Here is a 17321-nt window from a genome sequence, read left to right on the forward strand (position 1 = left end):
AACCAGCCCGGATCTTGTAAATTCCTTTTGAAATCAATGACCGGCAAGGCTCCGGACCCCTTGCCGGTTGGTCCAATTCGTGTGGATGCTTGCCAAACCCCGCGAAACACAGGCAAACGCCTGTAAATCGGCCATGCAACAGGGCCTGAGGCCCCGCGTGGCGTCGTCTGTCGCGGTGATTCGACATCGGACCTGACAGGCGTCACGGTGCGCACTCCTCGGAAAACCCAGCGATATCAATGACCGGCAAGCCTCCGGCGCATCACCGCCGTTCACTGCCTTCCCGCCACCCTGTCTGCTCTGCGCTTCTAAAGCCCTGAACCCCGTCCATGCCGGGCGACGACCAGGAGAGACCAGATGACAGAAACAGCGACGTTCTTCATCCTGGCCCACACCGATGAGCCTGCATCCCGGCACGGCCAGCTACAACGCGGCCGGGAACAGCGACTTCACGCGGAAGGCGGAGGCGCTGGCGTTGGGCATCACCAACTGGTCGACGCCCAAGGCGACAGATGGCGCGAAGGGCGGGCCGGGCCAGAGTTATGGTTCGGGCGGGATGCCGCCCCTGCCCGCGCAGGCGGCGCAATGGCCGACACCAGCCGCGCAGAACTGGAAGGGCAGTTCGGAGGCCAGCATCACCCGGGCGGATGGCAAATCCCGGATGGACATCCTGCACTACCGGGCGGAACAGGGCTTCACCCGCCCGGCCCCGGCGACCACGACGCGTGGCGCGAGGTTCTCGCCGCACGCCCCGATCTCGCGCCCGCTTTGGGCTTCGATGATTGCCTCGCATGGGCGCGTCGTCTCGCGGCGGATCCTGAAGGGCCGATCAAAGCGGCGGCTGAACCCGCTCTTCGTCGGATGGCTGATGGGCTGGCCCATCGGTCACGCGCTCTGCGCCTGCTCGGCAACGGAGTTCATCCACTGGCAGCAGCACATGCGTGGCGCTCTCTCGCAGCTGCACACGGCCTCGGGCCCGTGGATCTGGCGGCCATCGGACGAGGCCCAGCGCCCAGCGCAAATGGCACTGTTTGAAGGTTGGCCAGAATGACGATGCAAGGAAAGATCGGGCGGCGAGGCGGCCAAAAAACCAAACGCGCGCTGGGCGTCCAAGTGACGACGCCGAGGCGGCGCGGCTGGAAGATCAGCACGCCCAGATACATGGAATGACCGATGACCCTCGAGCAACTGAAATCCCGCCACAGCGCGCTGCTGGCCGCGCGCTACAGCGGCACGCGGTCGGTCAGCTATGACGGCAAGACCGTGAATTACGGCTCCGACGCGGAACTGGCCGCAGCAATCGGCGATATCGAGCGCCGGATCGCCAAGCTGGAACGCGGCGCTAGGCGGGTGCTGCGTCCCTTCGCTGTGAAGGATCTATGATGGGCGGGTCAATGAACTGGCGTCAGCGCCTCGGGGCCTTCATCGGCGGGTTCGATGCGGGTCAGCATCACCGCCGCCTGCGCGGGTTCCGCGCGACCCGTGCCCATGTCAACGCGCTGATCGCCGCCGCCGGGCCCGACATCACCGCCCGCGCCCGCTGGCTGGTGCGCAACAACGGTTATGCCGTGAATGCGGTAGAAAGCTGGGCCGCAAACACCGTGGGCGACGGGATCAAGCCTATCTCGAAGATCGCGGATCCTGCACGCAAGGAAGAGCTGCAGCGCCTGTGGCTTGCCTGGACCGACGAGGCGGATGCCGAGGGGTTGACCGATTTCTATGGCCTCCAGCGCCGCGCCGCGCGCGAAGTGTTCATGGCGGGTGGCGGGCCCGCGAACCTGCTGGAGACCGCCAACACCATCGGCCTGCCACTTTATGCCCGCCAGATGATGGACGCCAAGGGCCGCTGGATCGACCTGATGACCGAAGCCTCGATCCTGCCGGTCAACAAACGGCCCCGCCTCGCAATCCGCTTGCACAGCTCGAACTGACGGGCGCGCACGTGTCAGTCTTTGCTGCCGCCATCGACAACCTGTTTGGTGATCCGAACATCGCCCGCGATGCAACCTACATCGCGGACGGTGGCGCACCGAAACTCGTCCGCGTGGTCCTGCGCCGCGCGGATGACATCACGGACTTCGGGGCTGCGCGCGTCTGGTCGGAAACCACGCGCATCGACCTGCGCGTGGCCGAGGTGCCAGCCCCGCGCCCCGGGGATCGCATCGAGATCGACGGCGAATGTTTCAACATTCAGGGCGAGCCAGTGCGCGACCGCGAGCGGCTCGTCTGGACCTTGGATTTGCGCCCCGCATGAAACTGAAGATCGAGTTCAACCCCGACATTGTCGCCCTCATGAAGGCCGAAGTCGCCGCCGGGGAAAAAGCTGTCTCGGCAGCCATGCGCGAGGCGGGCACTTCCCTGAAATCCGCCTGGCGGGGCCAGATCACCGGCGCTGGCCTCGGCACCAGGCTTGGCAACTCCATCCGCCTCGCCAGCTTCCCCATATCCGGCGACAGTCTGAATGCAGCGGCGCTGGTCTGGTCTAACGCCCCGGTCATCATCGGCGCGCATGATACCGGCCCGCTGATCCGGTCCAAGGACGGATTTTGGCTGGCCATCCCCACCCCCGCCGCTGGCAAAAGCACCAAGGGCGGCAGGATCACACCAGGCGAATGGGAACGCCGCACCGGTTTGCGGCTGAGGTTCATCTATCGTCGCCGAGGCCCAAGCCTGCTGGTGGCCGAGGGGCGGCTGAATTCCAAAGGCCGGGCCGTAGCTTCAAAATCCAAGACCGGGCGCGGCGTGGCGACCGTGCCGATCTTCCTGCTGGTGCCGCAGGTCAAGCTGCGCAAGCGGCTCGATCTTGCGCGGGATGCAGAGCGGGCAGTGGACAGTGTACCGGGGCGGATTGTGGCGGGGTGGGTTGATACGAGGGACTAAGTGGACGAGGCTAATCGTCAGGGAAGTAGCAACCACCGCAAACAGGGTGGCGTGGTGCAAGCATTTCTGTTGCTTCCAGCGAGAGCGTCGCTACAACCTAAAATGATGAACCAACACACGCCCATCCACGAGTTCGTTGGGGTTGGCCTTTACTCTGTGGCCGACGCAGCGCAGCTCCTGAAGGCACCACCCCGTACCCTGCGGCGGTGGCTAGATGGGTATGACTACAAGAAAGATGACGAAGTCCGGCATGTTGCGCCGCTCTGGAAGCCAGATATCCCCAAGATCGACGATGAGATCGAACTGAGCTTTCGCGACCTGATTGAGCTTCGGTTCGTGCGGGCTTTCCTCGAAAATGGGATCGGGCTGAAGGCAGTTCGGAACTGTCTTGACTACGCTCGGCAATGCATTCAGACGGATCGCCCCTTTTCATCTGGTCGTTTCCGGACCGATGGACGCACAATCTTCCTCGAGAGCCTTGAGGCCGCGGGCGAGCCTAAGTTGCTTGATCTCAAGGCCAAGCAGTATGTCTTCAAGCAGATAGTCGAGCAGAGCTTCAAGGATCTGGATCTTGAAGGCGACATCGTAAGGCGTTGGCGGCCGTTTCGGGGCAAGGAGAGCATTGTCGTCGACCCCACGCGCTCTTTTGGTCAGCCGGTCGCATCCGCCTCCGGCGTTCCGACTATCGTGCTGGCAGAGGCGGTCAAGGCCGAAGGTTCGGTGGCACGCGTGGCGGCGATGTATGAAGTCGAAAAGTCAGTGGTCCAGGATGCCGTCAGATTCCATGAGGAGCTGATGGCCGCTTGAAGGTGATGGTTGATGAAAACCTGCCTCCGGCCATGGCGAAATCGCTCGCAGCACTTTTCGCTGGCAAGCACGAGGTGGTTCACCTTAGAGAAAAATTCGGTGCCGCAGTAAAGGACACCGAGTGGATCGGCGCTTTGAATGCCGAGGGCCACTGGGTCATCATCTCTGCTGACCGCCGGATCACGAAAAACAAGGCCGAGCAACAGGCGTTCAAGAGTTCCAAACTGGTTGGGTTTTTTCTCGCACCCGGTCTTCAAAAGGCTAAGCTTACCAAGCAGATGGAACGCTTGATGGCGCTTTGGGAAACGATAGAAACCCAAGCCAATCTGGTTGGCGGCGGCGCGATGTTCGAAATACCGATGAAAAGTAGCAAGCTTAACCAGATCTGACCGTCAAGTCTTCACGCCGGAACACGCGCGCTGCACCGCCTTGTAAAGACATCGCGACCATCGCCAATTTCTTTTGGAACAGCCCCGAAGTGCCCACCACCCGCGAAACCGTCCTCGCTGCGCTGCATGCGCGGCTGCAGCCGCTTGCCGCCCTCACCCTGCGTGATGAGGTGCTGCCCGAGCGGATCCCAACTGCCGGGCTGATCATTCTGCGCGATGGCCAGCCGGGCGACCCGGAGGTGACGCTGTCGCCGCTGCGCTATCACTACCAGCACCGCGCCGAGCTGGAGGTCGTCGTTCAAGCCCCGAATGGCCGGGCCAGCACCTTCGACACCCTGATCGCTGCCATCGGCGCAGCGCTGGAAGCCGACCGCACACTTGGCGGCCTCTGCGATTGGGTCGAACCCGAAGCCCCGGCCTCGGTCGACCTGCCCATCGAAGGAGCGGCAGCGCTGAAGGCGGCGGTGATTACCGTCGTTCTGCATTACACCACAACTGGCCCTCTGGCCTGACACCCCCAACATCGAGGAGACCCCCATGGCACGTGCGCAAGGCGCGCGGGCGCAGATGGCGCTTGCGTATGAAACGGTTTACGGCACCCCGCCGGTCAGTGGGTTCCGCTTGATGCCCTTTGCCCGGACGACGCTCGGATCGGAGCAACCGCTGCTGGAATCCGAACTGCTGGGCTATGGCCGCGATCCGCTGGCCCCGATCAAGGACGCGGTTACGGCTGACGGCGAGGTGGTGATCCCCATCGATGTGGAGGCCTTCGGGTTCTGGCTGAAGGCCGCATTCGGCCAACCGGTCACGACCGGCACGACGCCGAAGACCCACACCTTCCAGTCGGGCAACTGGACCCTGCCCAGCATGGCCATCGAGACCGCCATGCCGGAGGTGCCGCGCTTCGCGATGTATTCCGGCTGCGTGCTGGATCAGTTGTCCTGGCAGATGCAGCGATCCGGCCTGCTGACAGCGACAGCCCGGCTTATTGCCCAAGGCGAAACCATCGCCGCCGCCACCGCTGCAGGCACGCCGACCGCCCTCGGGCTGCAACGCTTCGGCCATTTCAACGGCACGGTGAAGCGCAACGGCACGGCATTGGGCAATGTCGTCTCTGCCGAGATCACCTATTTCAACAACCTCGACCGGATCGAGACCATCCGGGGCGATGGCCGCATCGATGGCGCCGACCCGACTATGGCGGCGCTCACTGGCCGGATCGAAGTGCGCTTCTCCGACACGTCGCTGGTGACCCAAGCCATCGACGGCAGTTCCTGCGAGCTGGAGTTCGTCTACAGCCTCGGCGCGAATGCCAGCTTCACCTTCACCGCGCATGCCGTCTATCTGCCGATCCCCCGGATCGAAATCGCCGGACCGCAAGGCGTGCAGGCCAGCTTCGACTGGCAGGCGGCGAAGGCCACCAGCCCCGCCCGCATGTGCACCGCAGTTCTCGTCAACACCCTTGCAGGATATTGATCATGATCCGACTGAACCTGACCGCCACGCCCGAATGGCTGGACCTCGCCCCGGGCCTGCGCTTGCTTGTCTCTCCGCTGACCACCGCGCTGATGGTGTCGGCGCGCGCCGACCCAAGCATCGAGGCCCTGCCCGACGATGCCAGTCAGGAAGACCTGGCGCTTGCCATGGCGAAAGCCGTCGCCCGCCGCGCGGTGCTGAATTGGGAAGGTGTCGGCGATGATGCGGGCAATATCATCCCCGTCTCGCCGGAAGGCATCGACGCCCTGCTGGAAATCTGGCCGGTCTTCGAGGTGTTCCAGACCCAATACGTCGCAAAGGGTCTGATCCTGGACGCGGAAAAAAACGTCTCCGCGCCCTTGCCGACTGGTCCTTCGGCTGGGGCGACCGCTACTGCGCTGCCTGCGAGGGGCGCTGCCCGGACTGCCCGGCAAGACTGAACCGACCCCAGACGACCGAGGGCTGGCAGGTCTGGGATTTGGTCGGCCGCCTTGGCGGTCAGCTGCGCGTCACCCCCAGTGCGGTCCTCGGCTGGGACATGGGTGCGGCGCTGGCGATGGCCCGCGCCCTCGGGATCGACACCCTGATCACCGCCGAACTGCTGCCGGAGATCGAGGCCGTGATGGTGCGCAAACTGAACGAACAGATGGAAGGAAGCCGCGATGGCTGAAAAGCGTGTATCCGTCCGCCTCGTCGCTGAAGGCGGCCGCCAGGTGCGTGCGGAACTAGAGGGCGTCGGCGCGGCTGGCGCGCGCGGCTTCGGGCGGCTCTCGCGCGAGATGGACATGGCCAATGCCCGCGTTGCCGCCTTTGCCCGTCGTGCCACACTGGCTGCGGCAGCGGCAACTGCGGCGCTGGCCGCCGCCGGTGCCGCGATGATCCGCTCAGGGTTGCAGACTGTGGATGCGCAGGCGAAACTCGCGGCCTCGCTCGGCACCACGGTCGCCAGCATTCAAGTGCTGGAACGGGCGGGCGATCTGGCGGGCGTGTCGATGGGTCAGGTCGAACAGGCCACCGTGCAGTTGACGCGCCGACTGTCACAGGCGGCGGCGGGGACCGGCCCCGCGGTGGAGGCCCTGCGTCGCTTGCAACTCTCGGCCGAGGATCTGCAGCGCGCGCCGCTCGACCGCCGCATCGCGGCCATTCAGGAGGCGCTGGGTCAGTTTGTCCCCGAGGCCGAGCGCGCCGCTGTCGCCTCGCAGCTTTTCGGCGACCGCGCAGCACTGGTGTTCACTCGGATCGACACGGCGACACTGCGCCAGGCAACAGCAGATGTGCACGATTTCGGGGTCGTGGTTTCGGATCAGGACGCCGCCCAGATCGAACGCACCAATGACGCGATCTCGCGGCTGGGCCTGATCTGGCGCGGGGTTTCGAACCAACTGGCAGTGGCCGCAGCCCCGGCACTTGAGGCTGTTGCCAATGCGCTGGCGGCCGTGGCGCGCACCACCGGGCCGCTGGGCATCGCGATCAAGGGGCTTTTCGACAACATCGGGCGGCTTACCACCTATGCCGCCACCTTCGCAGGCCTCATGGCCGGGCGCTGGGTGGCGGGCATGGCCATGGCCGCGCTGTCCGTCCGTGGCCTCGCCACGGCACTGGTCGTTCTGCGCGTCGCGCTGATCCGCACCGGGATCGGCGCACTGATCGTCGGCGCGGGCGAGCTGGTTTATCAGTTCACCAAGCTGGTCGCAGGGGCGGGCGGCGTGGGCGAGGCCTTCCGGCTGCTGGCCGATCTCGCCAAAGAGGTCTGGTCGCGCATGGGGCTGGCGCTGGACGGGGCGCTCGCGCGCATGTCCGCAGGCTGGGAGGGGCTGAAGGCCGCGGGGCTTTCGGCGCTGGAAGGGACCATCGCAGGCGTGGTCAGTTTCGGTGATCGGACGGCGGCGATCTTCCAGGGCGCCTATGATGCGGCGGTGGCGATCTGGGGCAGCTTGCCCGGGGCCATCGGCGATTTCGCCTTCCAGGCGGCGAATGGCCTCATCTCCGGCGTCGAGGCCATGCTGAACGGCGTGGTCACCCGGATCAACAATTTCATCAACGGCTTGAACGCCGCACTCGCGCTGCTGCCGGAATGGGCAACCGGCGAGGGTGGGGTCCGGATCGGAACGCTCGACCCTGTGGGCCTCGCGCGGATCGGCAACCCATTTGAAGGCGCGGCCGAGTCTGCCGGTGCCGCCGCAGCCGATGCCTTTTCTGCCGCACTGTCGCGCACCTATCTGGAACCGCCCGATCTTGGCCTCGGGGCCATGGCCGAGGATGCCCGCGGACGGGCAGACGGCTATCGCGAGGCGGCCGGGATGCTGGCCGATGCCGTAGGCCGCCCGCTCGCCAGCTGGCAGGCGCTGCGCGATGCGATGACCGGCAGCGGTGCGGATGCCGAGGCTGCGCTGGCCGGTGCCGCTGCCGCCGCCAGCGCGCTGGGCGACGAACTGGACGATACGGGAAGTGCCGCAGGTCGCGCCGGGGCGGCTGGTCGCGCGGCAGGAGCGGCAACCGCAGAGGGCGCAGAAACCGCCCTGACCGGCTGGGCCGCCGTGACCGCCGCCCTCGCTGATTATGCCGCCAAGGCCCGCGACATCGGCGGCGACATCGGACAGGCGCTGGTCGGGGCATTCCAGAGCGCCGAAAACGCGGTGGCCACATTCGTCAAAACCGGCAAACTGGATTTCCGCGATCTTGTGACCTCGATGATTGCCGATCTGGCGAGGCTCGCGGCGCGGCGCTTCATCCTCGGGCCGATCGCAAATGCACTCTCTGGCGCGCTGGGCGGTGCGGGTGGCATCTTCGCCAACATCCTGCACGCGGGAGGCATAGTCGGTTCGCCAGGCCCCGGCCGCATGGTCCCAGCCATAGCCTTCGCCAATGCCCCGCGCATGCATTCTGGTGGCTGGGCCGGGATCAAACCCGACGAGGTTCCGGCCATCCTGCAGCGTGGTGAGCGGGTTCTGTCACGACGAGAAGCTGCTGGCTATGGCCAAGGGCAAGGCGCTGCCCCGAACATTTCCGTCACGATCATGGCCCGCGACGCCGAAAGTTTCCGGCAATCCCGGACGCAGGTCGCAGCGGACATTGCCCGCGCAGTCTCGCTGGGCCGGAGGGGCATGTGATCAACCTCCCCGAGAGGGTCAGGCCTGCACCATGTCGGCAAGCAGCGCAACCGACAGTAACGCAAGCCAGCACGCTGCGAACCGGCGAAACAGGGTGGGTGGACGATCATCCGTCCGGCCACGCCCCATTTGCGCACCGAACCCGCTCCAAAGACTGGCCACGACAACGATCAGAAGACAGAAAGCGCCCAGCCTCGGCAGGAAATCAGGCGATGCCATCGCTGGCAGCAGGACGAGACCAAAGATCAGACCCTTGGGGTTCAGAAACGTCGTGACGAAAACCCGGCCCCATGTCACCTCCACCGAACCGACGCCTGGCGCGGTCGGCCGCCAGAGTCGGACGGCGAGGTACATGACCCAGATGGCTGCCGCCAACTTCAAGGCATCGCCCGCAACCGGCCAGCGATCCACAAGCGCCTGCCCGAACAGTGCAAGTGGCAACACCACTGCAAGATAGCCAGCGATCTCGGCACTGATCAGCGGAAATGCGCGACGCATGCCGACGCTGGCACCTGCCAGCGCGAGGAGCGTGTTCGTCGGCCCCGGCGTCAGAAGAAGGCCACCGACAGCAAAGAGAAATTCGACCAGACCCAACCCAACACTCCTGTGCGTGCGAGTGGATATATCGAACGCCCGCAGCTGCAAATCCCTGATCTGAGTCAACCCGCCGCCGAAAGTGCGGACGAAGCTTGGCCACAGGTTGTTCATCGAGCATCGAGAATACCATGTCGTTTCATGAAATCCGCTTCCCCGACAACATCAGCCGAGGCGCGCGCGGTGGTCCTGAACGGCGCACCCAAGTGGTGGAACTGGCTTCGGGCGACGAAGAACGCAACGCCAGCTGGGCAAACTCGCGCCGCCGCTATGACGTCGCCTATGGCATCCGGCGTGCGGATGATCTGGCGGCGGTCGTCGCCTTCTTCGAGGCCCGCAACGGTCGCCTGCACGGGTTTCGCTACAAGGATTGGGCTGATTACAAATCCGCCCTGCCCTCGCAGGCAGTCACCGCAACGGACCAGCAGATTGGCACCGGGACCGGAAGCCTGCAGACCTTCCAGCTTGCAAAACGCTACACCTCCGGCGCACAGACATGGGTCAGGACCATCACCAAGCCCGTCGCTGGTACCGTCCGCGTCGCGCTGGGCATGGTGGAGCAGCTATCAGGCTGGGCGCTGGACACGACGACCGGCGTTGTCACCTTCACCACCGCCCCAGCGAGCGGCGTGATCGTCCGCGCCGGTTTTGAATTCGATGTGCCGGTGCGCTTCGACAGCGACACGCTGGATGTGACCCTCGACTTTGAGCGACTGGGATCGATCACCTCCATCCCCCTGCTGGAGATCCGAAAATGAAGACCCTCTCCGCCGCGCTGCAATCCCATCTGGATGACGGCACCACCACCTTGGCCTGTTGCTGGAAGATTTCGCGTTCGGATGGCGTGGCACTGGGCTTTACCGATCATGATCGCGCCCTCAGCTTCGATGGGATCGCTTTTGAACCGGAAAGCGGGTTCGCCGCTTCGGAAATCCGCGCTGGCTCTGATCTGGCGGTTGATGCGCAAGACGCCACTGGCGTTCTCACCTCCGACCGCATCACAGAAACCGATATCCTCGACGGGCGCTGGGACAACGCGGCGGTGGAGCTGTGGCGGGTCAATTGGGCCGACACCAGCCAGCGTGTTTTGCTACGCCGGGGCGCGGTCGGACAAATCCGGCGCGGGCGCATGGCCTTTGTCGCCGAGGTCCGGTCACTGGCGCATGTGCTGGGTCAGACCGTGGGGCGGACGTTTCAGGCGGGATGCGATGCTGCACTTGGCGATGCGCGCTGCGGCATCGATCTGGAAAACGCCATCTACAAGGGCGCGGGCATCGTTACCGACCTCTTGCGCGACCGGGCGTTCATGGCCTCGGGGCTGTCCGGGTTTGAGGCGGGCTGGTTCACCTCCGGCACCCTGACATGGACCAGCGGCGCAATTGCCGGGCGCATCATCGAGGTGCTGTCCCACGGCTTGGCCGACACCATTGCCACCCTTACCCTGCTGGAAGCGCCGGTGCGTGCCATCGCCGAAGGGGACAGCTTCGTTGCGAGGGCAGGCTGCGACAAGCGGATCGCGACCTGCAGCGCGAAGTTCGCCAACACAGCCAATTTCCGGGGTTTTCCTAACATACCCGGCCAGGATGCGGTGCTGCGGTATGCCAGCCAGGACGGCGGCCATGAAGGAAATGTTCTGTGAAAAGCCGCGCGGCCGTGGCCGATCCCGCCTTGGTCATCGCCGTCGCGCGGTCTTGGATTGGCACGCCCTATCACGATCAAGCCAGCCTGCGCGGCGTCGGCTGCGACTGCCTTGGCCTTGCGCGCGGCGTCTGGCGCGAGGTTGTGGGCGATGAGCCCTTCCCCATTCCGCCCTATAGCCGGGATTGGGGTGAAACAGGCCCGCGCGAGGTGTTGGCCGAGGGCGCGCGCCAGATGATGCCGGAAATCACGCCGACTGAGGCCGGTCCCGGCGCGCTGATCCTGTTCCGGATGGGTCGGAGCACTGCTCCGACGCGCGCCATCGCAAAGCATGTCGGGATCCTGACCGGCCCCGACCGCTTCATCCACGCCTATGAACGGCTGGGCGTGGTCGAGCAAACCCTGACCCCGGCATGGGCGCGCAAGATCGCCTTCGCCTTCCTGTTCCCAAGAGACTGAGACCCCACACATGGCAACTTTGGTTCTCGGCGCCGTCGGCTCCGCGATTGGCGGCGCATTTGGCGGGGCCATCCTTGGCTTTTCCGGCGCGGCCATCGGTGGTTTCATCGGCTCGACCATCGGGTCGGTGGTCGACAACTGGATCGTATCATCCCTCGCCCCGGCGCAACGCATCGAGGGCGCGCGGCTCGACAGCTTGCGCATCACCTCCTCGACCGAAGGGGCCGTGATCCCGCGCCTCTTCGGTCGCATGCGCATCGGCGGCAATATCATCTGGGCCACCGATTTTCGCGAGGAGGTCAACACCACCACGCAAGGCGGCGGCAAAGGTAGCGGGCCGAAGGTCAAGACGACCGAATACATCTACTACGCCAGCTTCGCCGTGGCACTGTGCGAGGGCGAGATCACGGGCATTGGCCGCGTCTGGGCCGACGGCAAGCCGATGGACATGACCGGAGTCACCTGGCGCTGGTATCCGGGCGATGAGGTGCAATCCCCCGATCCGTTCATCGCCGCCAAGATGGGTGCGGCCAACACCCCGGCCTATCGTGGCACCGCCTATGTCGTCTTCGAGGAACTGGACCTCAGCGCCTTTGGCAACCGCCTGCCGCAGATCAGCTTCGAGGTGTTCCGGCCTTTGGCCGATGCCGACACAGCCGAAGGTCTGGTGAAAGCAGTGACGATGATCCCGGCCTCGGGCGAATTCACCTATGCGACCGCGCCGGTCAAGAAGACCAACGGCGGTACCACCAACATCCTCGGCCAGACATCGGGCGGCAGTACCGTAGCCGAGAACCTCAACGCAATCACCGGCACAGCCGACATCGTTGTGGCGCTGGACCGGCTGCAATCCCTGGCCCCAGCGGTGGAAAGCGTCAGCCTGGTAGTGGCCTGGTTCGGCGATGACCTGCGCGCAGGATCGTGCAAGGTGCGCCCCGGCGTCGAGGTGGCAGCAAAGACCACCACGCCATCGTCCTGGTCCGTGAACGGTGTCGGCCGTGCCGATGCCTTTCTGGTTAGCCGCGATACTGAAGACCGTCCGGTTTATGGCGGCACGCCTGCCGACTTCGCCGTGGTGCAGGCTATTCAGGAGATGAAGGCGCGCGGGCTGCGGGTCACCTTCTATCCCTTCATCCTGATGGACGTCCCGCCCGGCAACACGAAGCCCAATCCCTACAGTGCCAATGCCTCCCAATCGGGCCAACCGACATTCCCTTGGCGAGGCCGGATCACCTGTTCGCCCGCCGCAGGTTTCGCCGGATCGGTGGACAAGACCGCCACAGCCGCGACACAAGTGTCATCACTGTTCGGCACCGCGACACCCGCCAGCTTCAGCGTGTCAGGCGCCACCGTCAGCTGGACCGGCCCGGCTGGCGATTGGGGCTTGCGCCGGATGATCCTGCACTATGCGCATTTGTGCAAAGCGGCAGGAGGCGTCGATGCCTTCCTGATCGGGTCTGAGATGCCTGGCCTGACAACCATCCGCTCGGGCGCCAGCACCTATCCCGCCGTCACTGCCTTCAAGTCCCTCGCGGCAGATGTGCGCGCGATCCTCGGCGCTGGTACGAAGATTGGCTACGCGGCCGACTGGTCGGAATACTTCGGGCATCATCCCAGCGATGGCTCGGGCGATGTGTTCTTCCATCTCGATCCGCTTTGGTCAGACGCCAACATCAACCTCATCGGCATCGATAACTACATGCCGCTGTCGGACTGGCGCGATGGGTTCGATCATGCCGATGCGAGCTTGGCCCCGGCGATCTATGGCCGGGCTTATCTGCAATCCAACATCGCGGGTGGCGAGGGGTTCGACTGGTTCTATGCCAGCGCCTTGGATCGAACCGCACAGAACCGGACGCCGATCACCGATGGTGCCGTGGGCAAACCATGGGTCTTCCGCTTCAAGGATCTGCGCGCCTGGTGGCAAAACCCCCATTTCAACCGGCCCGGCGGTGTGGAAAGCGGCACGCCAACCGCATGGGTGCCGCAGTCCAAGCCGATCTGGTTCACGGAACTCGGCTGCCCCGGGATTGATCGCGGGACCAATCAGCCGAACGTGTTCTTCGATCCGAAATCATCCGAGAGCTTCACGCCGTATTTCTCGCGGGGCTGGCGAGACGATGCGATTCAGCGGGCCTATCTGGAAGCGACCTATCTGTTCTGGGGCGCTGCGGCGAACAATCCGACCTCATCGGTCTATGGTGCGCGCATGGTCAATGTCCCCGAATGCGCCGCTTGGACCTGGGACGCCCGGCCGTATCCCTTCGTCCCCGGGCTGACCGATGTCTGGACCGATGGCCCGAACTGGCGGTTGGGCCATTGGCTGACCGGGCGGCTCGGCGCAGTGTCCTTGGCGGCCCTCGTGCGTCACCTCTGCCTGCGCGCCGGGATGCCCGAGGAGCTGATCGACGTCTCCGGCCTCTGGGGCGCAGTCGAAGGGTACGTGATCTCGGCATTAGAAGCCCCGCGTGCCTCGATTTCCACGCTGGCGCGGCATTTCGGCTTTGATGCTGTCGAGAGCGAGGGCCGCATCAAGTTCGTGATGCGCGGCCGGATCGCCAGCGCTACGGTCACGCCCGACAGCATGATCGCGCCCGCCTCGGCCCAAGGCGACGTGATGGAATTGACCCGGGCGCAGGAAACCGAACTGCCGCAGGCCCTGAAATGGCAAGTCGCGCGGGCGGATGAGGATTACGACGCCGCACAGGTCGAGGCCCGGCGGATCACCGTCGATACCACGCGCATCGCCTCGGAGAGTTTTCCGATGGCGATCCCGCCCGAAGAGGCCGAACGCCGGTGCCGGCGCGCGCTGATGGAGGCATGGGTAGGCCGCGAAAGCGCGGTGTTCCGCCTGCCGCCCTCACGGCTGGCGCTGGATCCCTCCGACGTGATCCTCTTGGACCACGATGGCCGCCTGACGGAAATGCGCCTCGTGTCCATCGCCGACTCGGACCTGCGTAGCGTCGATGCTGTGCGCCAGGATCGGTCGGTCTATGACTTGCCGCCCGGCGAACCCCGCCCGGCCACATTGTCGACGCCGACGGTCTTGGGCTCGCCGGATTTGCTGCTGCTGGAGCTGCCACAACTGCGCGAAGATCAGCCTGCGCACCGCCCCCTCGTCGCGGCGCATGCCAAGCCATGGCCCGGCGAAATCGCGGTCTACCGCAGCGCCGCGACGGATGGCTTTGCCCTGCTGACCACCTTCAACTCGCGGGCCCGCATGGGTGTGCTTGCGGCTGATTTCTATTCAGGGCCGGTGTCGCGGTTCGATCTTGGCAATGCGCTGGTGGTGGACCTGTTCTCAGGCACTTTGGAAAGCGTGACGGATATTACGCTGCTGGGTGGGGCCAATGCACTGGCAGTGGAAACCGGCACTGGGCAGTGGGAAATCGTACAGGCGGGCACGGCCGAACTGATCGCGCCGGGACGATACCGGCTGACCCGGCTGCTGCGGGGCCAGCGCGGGACGGAAGGAGCGATGGTCAGCATGGTAGCGACCGGCGCGCGCGTCGTGGTGCTGGATGCAACCCTTGCCAGCCTGCCGATTTCCGAAGCCGACCTCGGCCTGCCGTGGAACTGGCGCATTGGCCCTGCGTCGCGCCCGGTCAGCGACGAGACCTTTGTTGCCACCAGCTTCACCCCCGAAGGCGCTGGGCTGCGGCCTTTCTCCGTCGCGCATGTCGAACAGCCCTGGCGCACTGCCCGCAGCCCGGGCGACCTGACGATCCGCTGGAAACGCCGCTCGCGATCTCTGGCCGCTGACACCTGGGGCATGGGCGATGTACCTTTGGCCGAAGACAGCGAAGCCTACGCGGTCGACATTCTGGACGGGTCAGTTGTCAAGCGATCCTTGACGACTGCCACAACCAGCGCCCTCTACACCGCCGCGCAACAGACCGCCGATTGGGGCGCGCCCCTCGGGCCCGGCCAATCCCTCGCCATCAGCATCTACCAGCTTTCCGCGCTGATCGGCCGGGGCGCTGGGCGATCCGTCACCCTCAGCTTCTGAAAGCGCACCCATGTCCGACATCACTACCCATCTTCTGCTGCCCTACATTCTGGCATCGCAAGCGCAGAAGCATGTCACCCACAATGAGGCGCTGCGGCTGCTGGACGCGATGGTGCAGCTGTCAGTCCTCGACCGCACGCGCACCGGCCCACCCGCCAGCCCGACCGATGGCGACCGGCATATTGTGGCGTCAGGCGCGACTGGCCTCTGGTCGGGCTGGGATCTGAACGTGGCCTTCTGGGTCGATGGGGTCTGGATGCGGCTGGTGCCGCGCCCCGGTTGGCTGGCATGGATCGCGGCCGAACAGATGTTTCTGGTCTGGAACGGCAGTGCCTGGCAGCCGGTTGGGGAACCAGTCGACGTGTCGGATGCCGTCTTCAGCCTGGTGAATAATGCCGATCCGACAAAGCGGGCGCTGTTCTCGCTGTCTGGGATCACGACCGGCACGACCCGGACCTTCACGCTGCCGAACACATCCTCGGAACTGGCGATCCTCGCAGGCACGCAGACCTTCACAGGCAACAAGACCTTCTCCGGTACCCTGACCGCCTCGGGAACTGTCACAGTCTCAGCGGCCTCGGCCAACATTGGCACCGCGACCGGGACTGCGACTTACGGCCTTGGGAGCGGAGCCACGACCAACGGCACCACCAAGACGGTGAATATCGGCACGGGCGGCGCGAATGGATCCACGACGGTGGTGAACATCGGCTCGGCCACGGCAGGCGCGGGCGGCACCACGGTGATCAACACCCCCACAGTCACCTTCGCCAATGCCGTCACGCAGGTCGGCATGCCCCAGGCGAACCTGACGGCCCAGCTTCTGGGTCTCGGTTGGGCCACCGCCGACAGCTACAACCGCTTCTCGATCAACACCCCCGCGATGCTGTTCAACCATGCCGGGGCCGGGATCGAGGCCACCTTCAACAAGAACGCGCCGGCCGACGACGCGGCCTTTGCCTTCAAGACCGGCTTCTCGGCGCGGGCGCTGATCGGCCTCTTGGGCAACGACGATTTCAGCTTCAAGGTCAGCCCAAACGGCTCGACCTTCTTTGACGCGATCCGGATCGACCGCACATCCGGCCGGGTCGAGTTGCCGGAACCGCTGGTGATGCCAGCCCTGCCCGCCGCGCCCGATCCACCGCCTGCAGGCAAGCTTGCCGTCTATGCCCGCGACCGCGCCGGAGCTGGATGGCTGGATGTGCAGCGCCCCTCGGGCCGGTTCTTTCCGTTGCAGCCCCACTTTGGGGTCAACCGGATCGCCACATGGGCGCCCTCCACCAGCACCACCGTCAACACCAACGGCATGCCGCGCACGGCCGTCGGCACCGTATCGACGCCGACGCTGGCCACCACCAACCTGTCGACCAGTATGCGGCGCTGGCGGGTGACCAGTGCGGCAACCGTGGATGCCGTGGCCGAGGAACGCTCGGCGGGCTGGGTCTGCTGGCGCGGCAATGCCGCAGGCTTGGGCGGCTGGAGCTATGTCAACCGGCTGTCACTGACGACGCTACAGGCCACCGGCATGGGGTTCTTTGGCCTCTATGGTTCGACGGCGGCGCTCGCGACGACCCTGACGCTGGCGGCGGCGGTCAACTGCATCGGCATCGGCTTCCAGCGCGGCAGCCACACCAACTGGCAACTCGTGCACAACGATGGCGCGGGGGCACCGACGCTGATCGATCTGGGCGCCAGCTTCCCGGTGAACAGCACGACCAACGTGCTGACCCTCTACATCGCCGCTGCGCCAAACGGATCGGACATCGGCGTGCGGGTCGTCGAGGAGGTCAGCGGGGCGGCGGTCGAGTTCACCATCACCACCGACATGCCCGCTGCCACCCAGCTGCTGAGCCCGCGCAATTACATGAACACCGGCAGCACCGCCGCCGCCGTCGCCTACGACTGCCCGGGCGTCTACGTCGAGACGGATTATTGAACCGCCACGGCCGTGGCCAGAAA

At 65.3% G+C, this 17321-nt stretch carries 18 protein-coding genes; 17 read left to right on the forward strand and 1 reads right to left on the reverse strand.

Annotated elements, in window-relative coordinates; translation table 11 throughout:
• Window positions 1-397 precede the first annotated feature (397 nt).
• From V7Q53_RS06160 to V7Q53_RS06215, 12 genes are all read left to right on the forward strand, one after another.
• Window positions 398-1051: a DNA methyltransferase gene (locus V7Q53_RS06160; RefSeq protein WP_333827581.1), complete on the forward strand. Its 654-nt coding sequence runs from the start codon at window positions 398-400 to the stop codon at window positions 1049-1051.
• Between the two features lie 122 nt (window positions 1052-1173).
• Entirely contained in the window at window positions 1174-1383 is a 210-nt protein-coding gene (locus tag V7Q53_RS06165; RefSeq protein WP_333827582.1) for a phage head-tail joining protein, read from the forward strand.
• 11 nt (window positions 1384-1394) lie between these two features.
• A complete protein-coding gene (locus V7Q53_RS06170) occupies window positions 1395-1931 on the forward strand; it encodes a phage portal protein (RefSeq protein ID WP_333827583.1) in 537 nt (178 codons plus the stop codon).
• A gap of 11 nt (window positions 1932-1942) precedes the next feature.
• Window positions 1943-2254, forward strand: coding sequence for a head-tail joining protein (locus V7Q53_RS06175; RefSeq protein WP_333827584.1), 312 nt, complete (start codon window positions 1943-1945; stop codon window positions 2252-2254).
• Window positions 2251-2880: a DUF6441 family protein gene (locus tag V7Q53_RS06180; protein WP_333827585.1), complete on the forward strand. Its 630-nt coding sequence runs from the start codon at window positions 2251-2253 to the stop codon at window positions 2878-2880. The genes V7Q53_RS06175 and V7Q53_RS06180 overlap by 4 nt, the downstream gene beginning before the upstream one ends.
• Window positions 2881-3687 (forward strand): hypothetical protein, encoded by an 807-nt coding sequence (locus tag V7Q53_RS06185; RefSeq protein WP_333827586.1) that lies wholly within the window; start codon window positions 2881-2883, stop codon window positions 3685-3687. It begins immediately after the preceding gene.
• 5 nt (window positions 3688-3692) lie between these two features.
• Window positions 3693-4076 carry a hypothetical protein gene (locus V7Q53_RS06190; RefSeq protein WP_333827612.1) on the forward strand — a complete coding sequence of 128 codons (384 nt, stop codon included), beginning with the start codon at window positions 3693-3695 and terminating at the stop codon, window positions 4074-4076.
• 89 nt (window positions 4077-4165) lie between these two features.
• Window positions 4166-4588, forward strand: coding sequence for an acyl-CoA transferase (locus tag V7Q53_RS06195; protein WP_333827587.1), 423 nt, complete (start codon window positions 4166-4168; stop codon window positions 4586-4588).
• A gap of 25 nt (window positions 4589-4613) precedes the next feature.
• On the forward strand, window positions 4614-5552 hold the full coding sequence (locus V7Q53_RS06200) for a phage tail tube protein (protein WP_333827588.1): 939 nt from the start codon (window positions 4614-4616) through the stop codon (window positions 5550-5552).
• 2 nt (window positions 5553-5554) lie between these two features.
• Window positions 5555-5992 carry a hypothetical protein gene (locus tag V7Q53_RS06205; RefSeq protein WP_333827589.1) on the forward strand — a complete coding sequence of 146 codons (438 nt, stop codon included), beginning with the start codon at window positions 5555-5557 and terminating at the stop codon, window positions 5990-5992.
• Window positions 5993-6030: 38 nt separating this feature from the next.
• Window positions 6031-6222 (forward strand): DUF7697 family protein, encoded by a 192-nt coding sequence (locus V7Q53_RS06210; RefSeq protein ID WP_333827590.1) that lies wholly within the window; start codon window positions 6031-6033, stop codon window positions 6220-6222.
• A complete protein-coding gene (locus V7Q53_RS06215; protein WP_333827591.1) occupies window positions 6215-8662 on the forward strand; it encodes a phage tail tape measure C-terminal domain-containing protein in 2448 nt (815 codons plus the stop codon). The genes V7Q53_RS06210 and V7Q53_RS06215 overlap by 8 nt, the downstream gene beginning before the upstream one ends.
• 18 nt (window positions 8663-8680) lie before the next feature.
• Here V7Q53_RS06215 and V7Q53_RS06220 read toward each other — a convergent pair whose 3' ends face one another.
• Window positions 8681-9370: a LysE family translocator gene (locus V7Q53_RS06220; RefSeq protein ID WP_333827592.1), complete on the reverse strand. Its 690-nt coding sequence runs from the start codon at window positions 9368-9370 to the stop codon at window positions 8681-8683.
• Between the two features lie 17 nt (window positions 9371-9387).
• Here V7Q53_RS06220 and V7Q53_RS06225 point away from each other — a divergent pair, with 17 nt between their 5' ends.
• The 5 genes from V7Q53_RS06225 to V7Q53_RS06245 are packed head-to-tail and all read left to right on the forward strand — an operon-like array spanning window position 9388 to window position 17298.
• Complete coding sequence (locus V7Q53_RS06225; RefSeq protein WP_333827593.1) at window positions 9388-10014, forward strand: DUF2460 domain-containing protein; 627 nt, start codon at window positions 9388-9390, stop codon at window positions 10012-10014.
• Window positions 10011-10895 carry a DUF2163 domain-containing protein gene (locus tag V7Q53_RS06230; protein ID WP_333827594.1) on the forward strand — a complete coding sequence of 295 codons (885 nt, stop codon included), beginning with the start codon at window positions 10011-10013 and terminating at the stop codon, window positions 10893-10895. Before V7Q53_RS06225 ends, V7Q53_RS06230 begins: the two co-directional genes overlap by 4 nt.
• Window positions 10892-11353, forward strand: coding sequence for an NlpC/P60 family protein (locus tag V7Q53_RS06235; RefSeq protein WP_333827595.1), 462 nt, complete (start codon window positions 10892-10894; stop codon window positions 11351-11353). Before V7Q53_RS06230 ends, V7Q53_RS06235 begins: the two co-directional genes overlap by 4 nt.
• 10 nt (window positions 11354-11363) lie before the next feature.
• Window positions 11364-15362 carry a baseplate multidomain protein megatron gene (locus V7Q53_RS06240; protein ID WP_333827596.1) on the forward strand — a complete coding sequence of 1333 codons (3999 nt, stop codon included), beginning with the start codon at window positions 11364-11366 and terminating at the stop codon, window positions 15360-15362.
• A 10-nt stretch (window positions 15363-15372) separates the two neighbouring features.
• Complete coding sequence (locus V7Q53_RS06245) at window positions 15373-17298, forward strand: DUF2793 domain-containing protein (RefSeq protein WP_333827597.1); 1926 nt, start codon at window positions 15373-15375, stop codon at window positions 17296-17298.
• Window positions 17299-17321: the final 23 nt, after the last annotated feature.

It is taken from the genome of Pararhodobacter sp. (genome assembly GCF_036802785.1).
Taxonomy (GTDB): domain Bacteria; phylum Pseudomonadota; class Alphaproteobacteria; order Rhodobacterales; family Rhodobacteraceae; genus Pararhodobacter.

What these genes read in the sequence shown, in the direction of transcription:
- V7Q53_RS06225 (WP_333827593.1), top strand. Translation starts at nt 9,388, where the DNA reads ATGTCGTTTCATGAAATCCGCTTCCCCGACAACATCAGCCGAGGCGCG.
- V7Q53_RS06240 (WP_333827596.1), top strand. Translation starts at nt 11,364, where the DNA reads ATGGCAACTTTGGTTCTCGGCGCCGTCGGCTCCGCGATTGGCGGCGCA.
- V7Q53_RS06160 (WP_333827581.1), top strand. Translation starts at nt 398, where the DNA reads ATGAGCCTGCATCCCGGCACGGCCAGCTACAACGCGGCCGGGAACAGC.
- V7Q53_RS06205 (WP_333827589.1), top strand. Translation starts at nt 5,555, where the DNA reads ATGATCCGACTGAACCTGACCGCCACGCCCGAATGGCTGGACCTCGCC.
- V7Q53_RS06170 (WP_333827583.1), top strand. Translation starts at nt 1,395, where the DNA reads ATGAACTGGCGTCAGCGCCTCGGGGCCTTCATCGGCGGGTTCGATGCG.
- V7Q53_RS06230 (WP_333827594.1), top strand. Translation starts at nt 10,011, where the DNA reads ATGAAGACCCTCTCCGCCGCGCTGCAATCCCATCTGGATGACGGCACC.
- V7Q53_RS06220 (WP_333827592.1), bottom strand. Translation starts at nt 9,370, where the DNA reads ATGAACAACCTGTGGCCAAGCTTCGTCCGCACTTTCGGCGGCGGGTTG.
- V7Q53_RS06200 (WP_333827588.1), top strand. Translation starts at nt 4,614, where the DNA reads ATGGCACGTGCGCAAGGCGCGCGGGCGCAGATGGCGCTTGCGTATGAA.
- V7Q53_RS06215 (WP_333827591.1), top strand. Translation starts at nt 6,215, where the DNA reads ATGGCTGAAAAGCGTGTATCCGTCCGCCTCGTCGCTGAAGGCGGCCGC.
- V7Q53_RS06165 (WP_333827582.1), top strand. Translation starts at nt 1,174, where the DNA reads ATGACCCTCGAGCAACTGAAATCCCGCCACAGCGCGCTGCTGGCCGCG.
- V7Q53_RS06180 (WP_333827585.1), top strand. Translation starts at nt 2,251, where the DNA reads ATGAAACTGAAGATCGAGTTCAACCCCGACATTGTCGCCCTCATGAAG.
- V7Q53_RS06245 (WP_333827597.1), top strand. Translation starts at nt 15,373, where the DNA reads ATGTCCGACATCACTACCCATCTTCTGCTGCCCTACATTCTGGCATCG.
- V7Q53_RS06190 (WP_333827612.1), top strand. Translation starts at nt 3,693, where the DNA reads ATGGTTGATGAAAACCTGCCTCCGGCCATGGCGAAATCGCTCGCAGCA.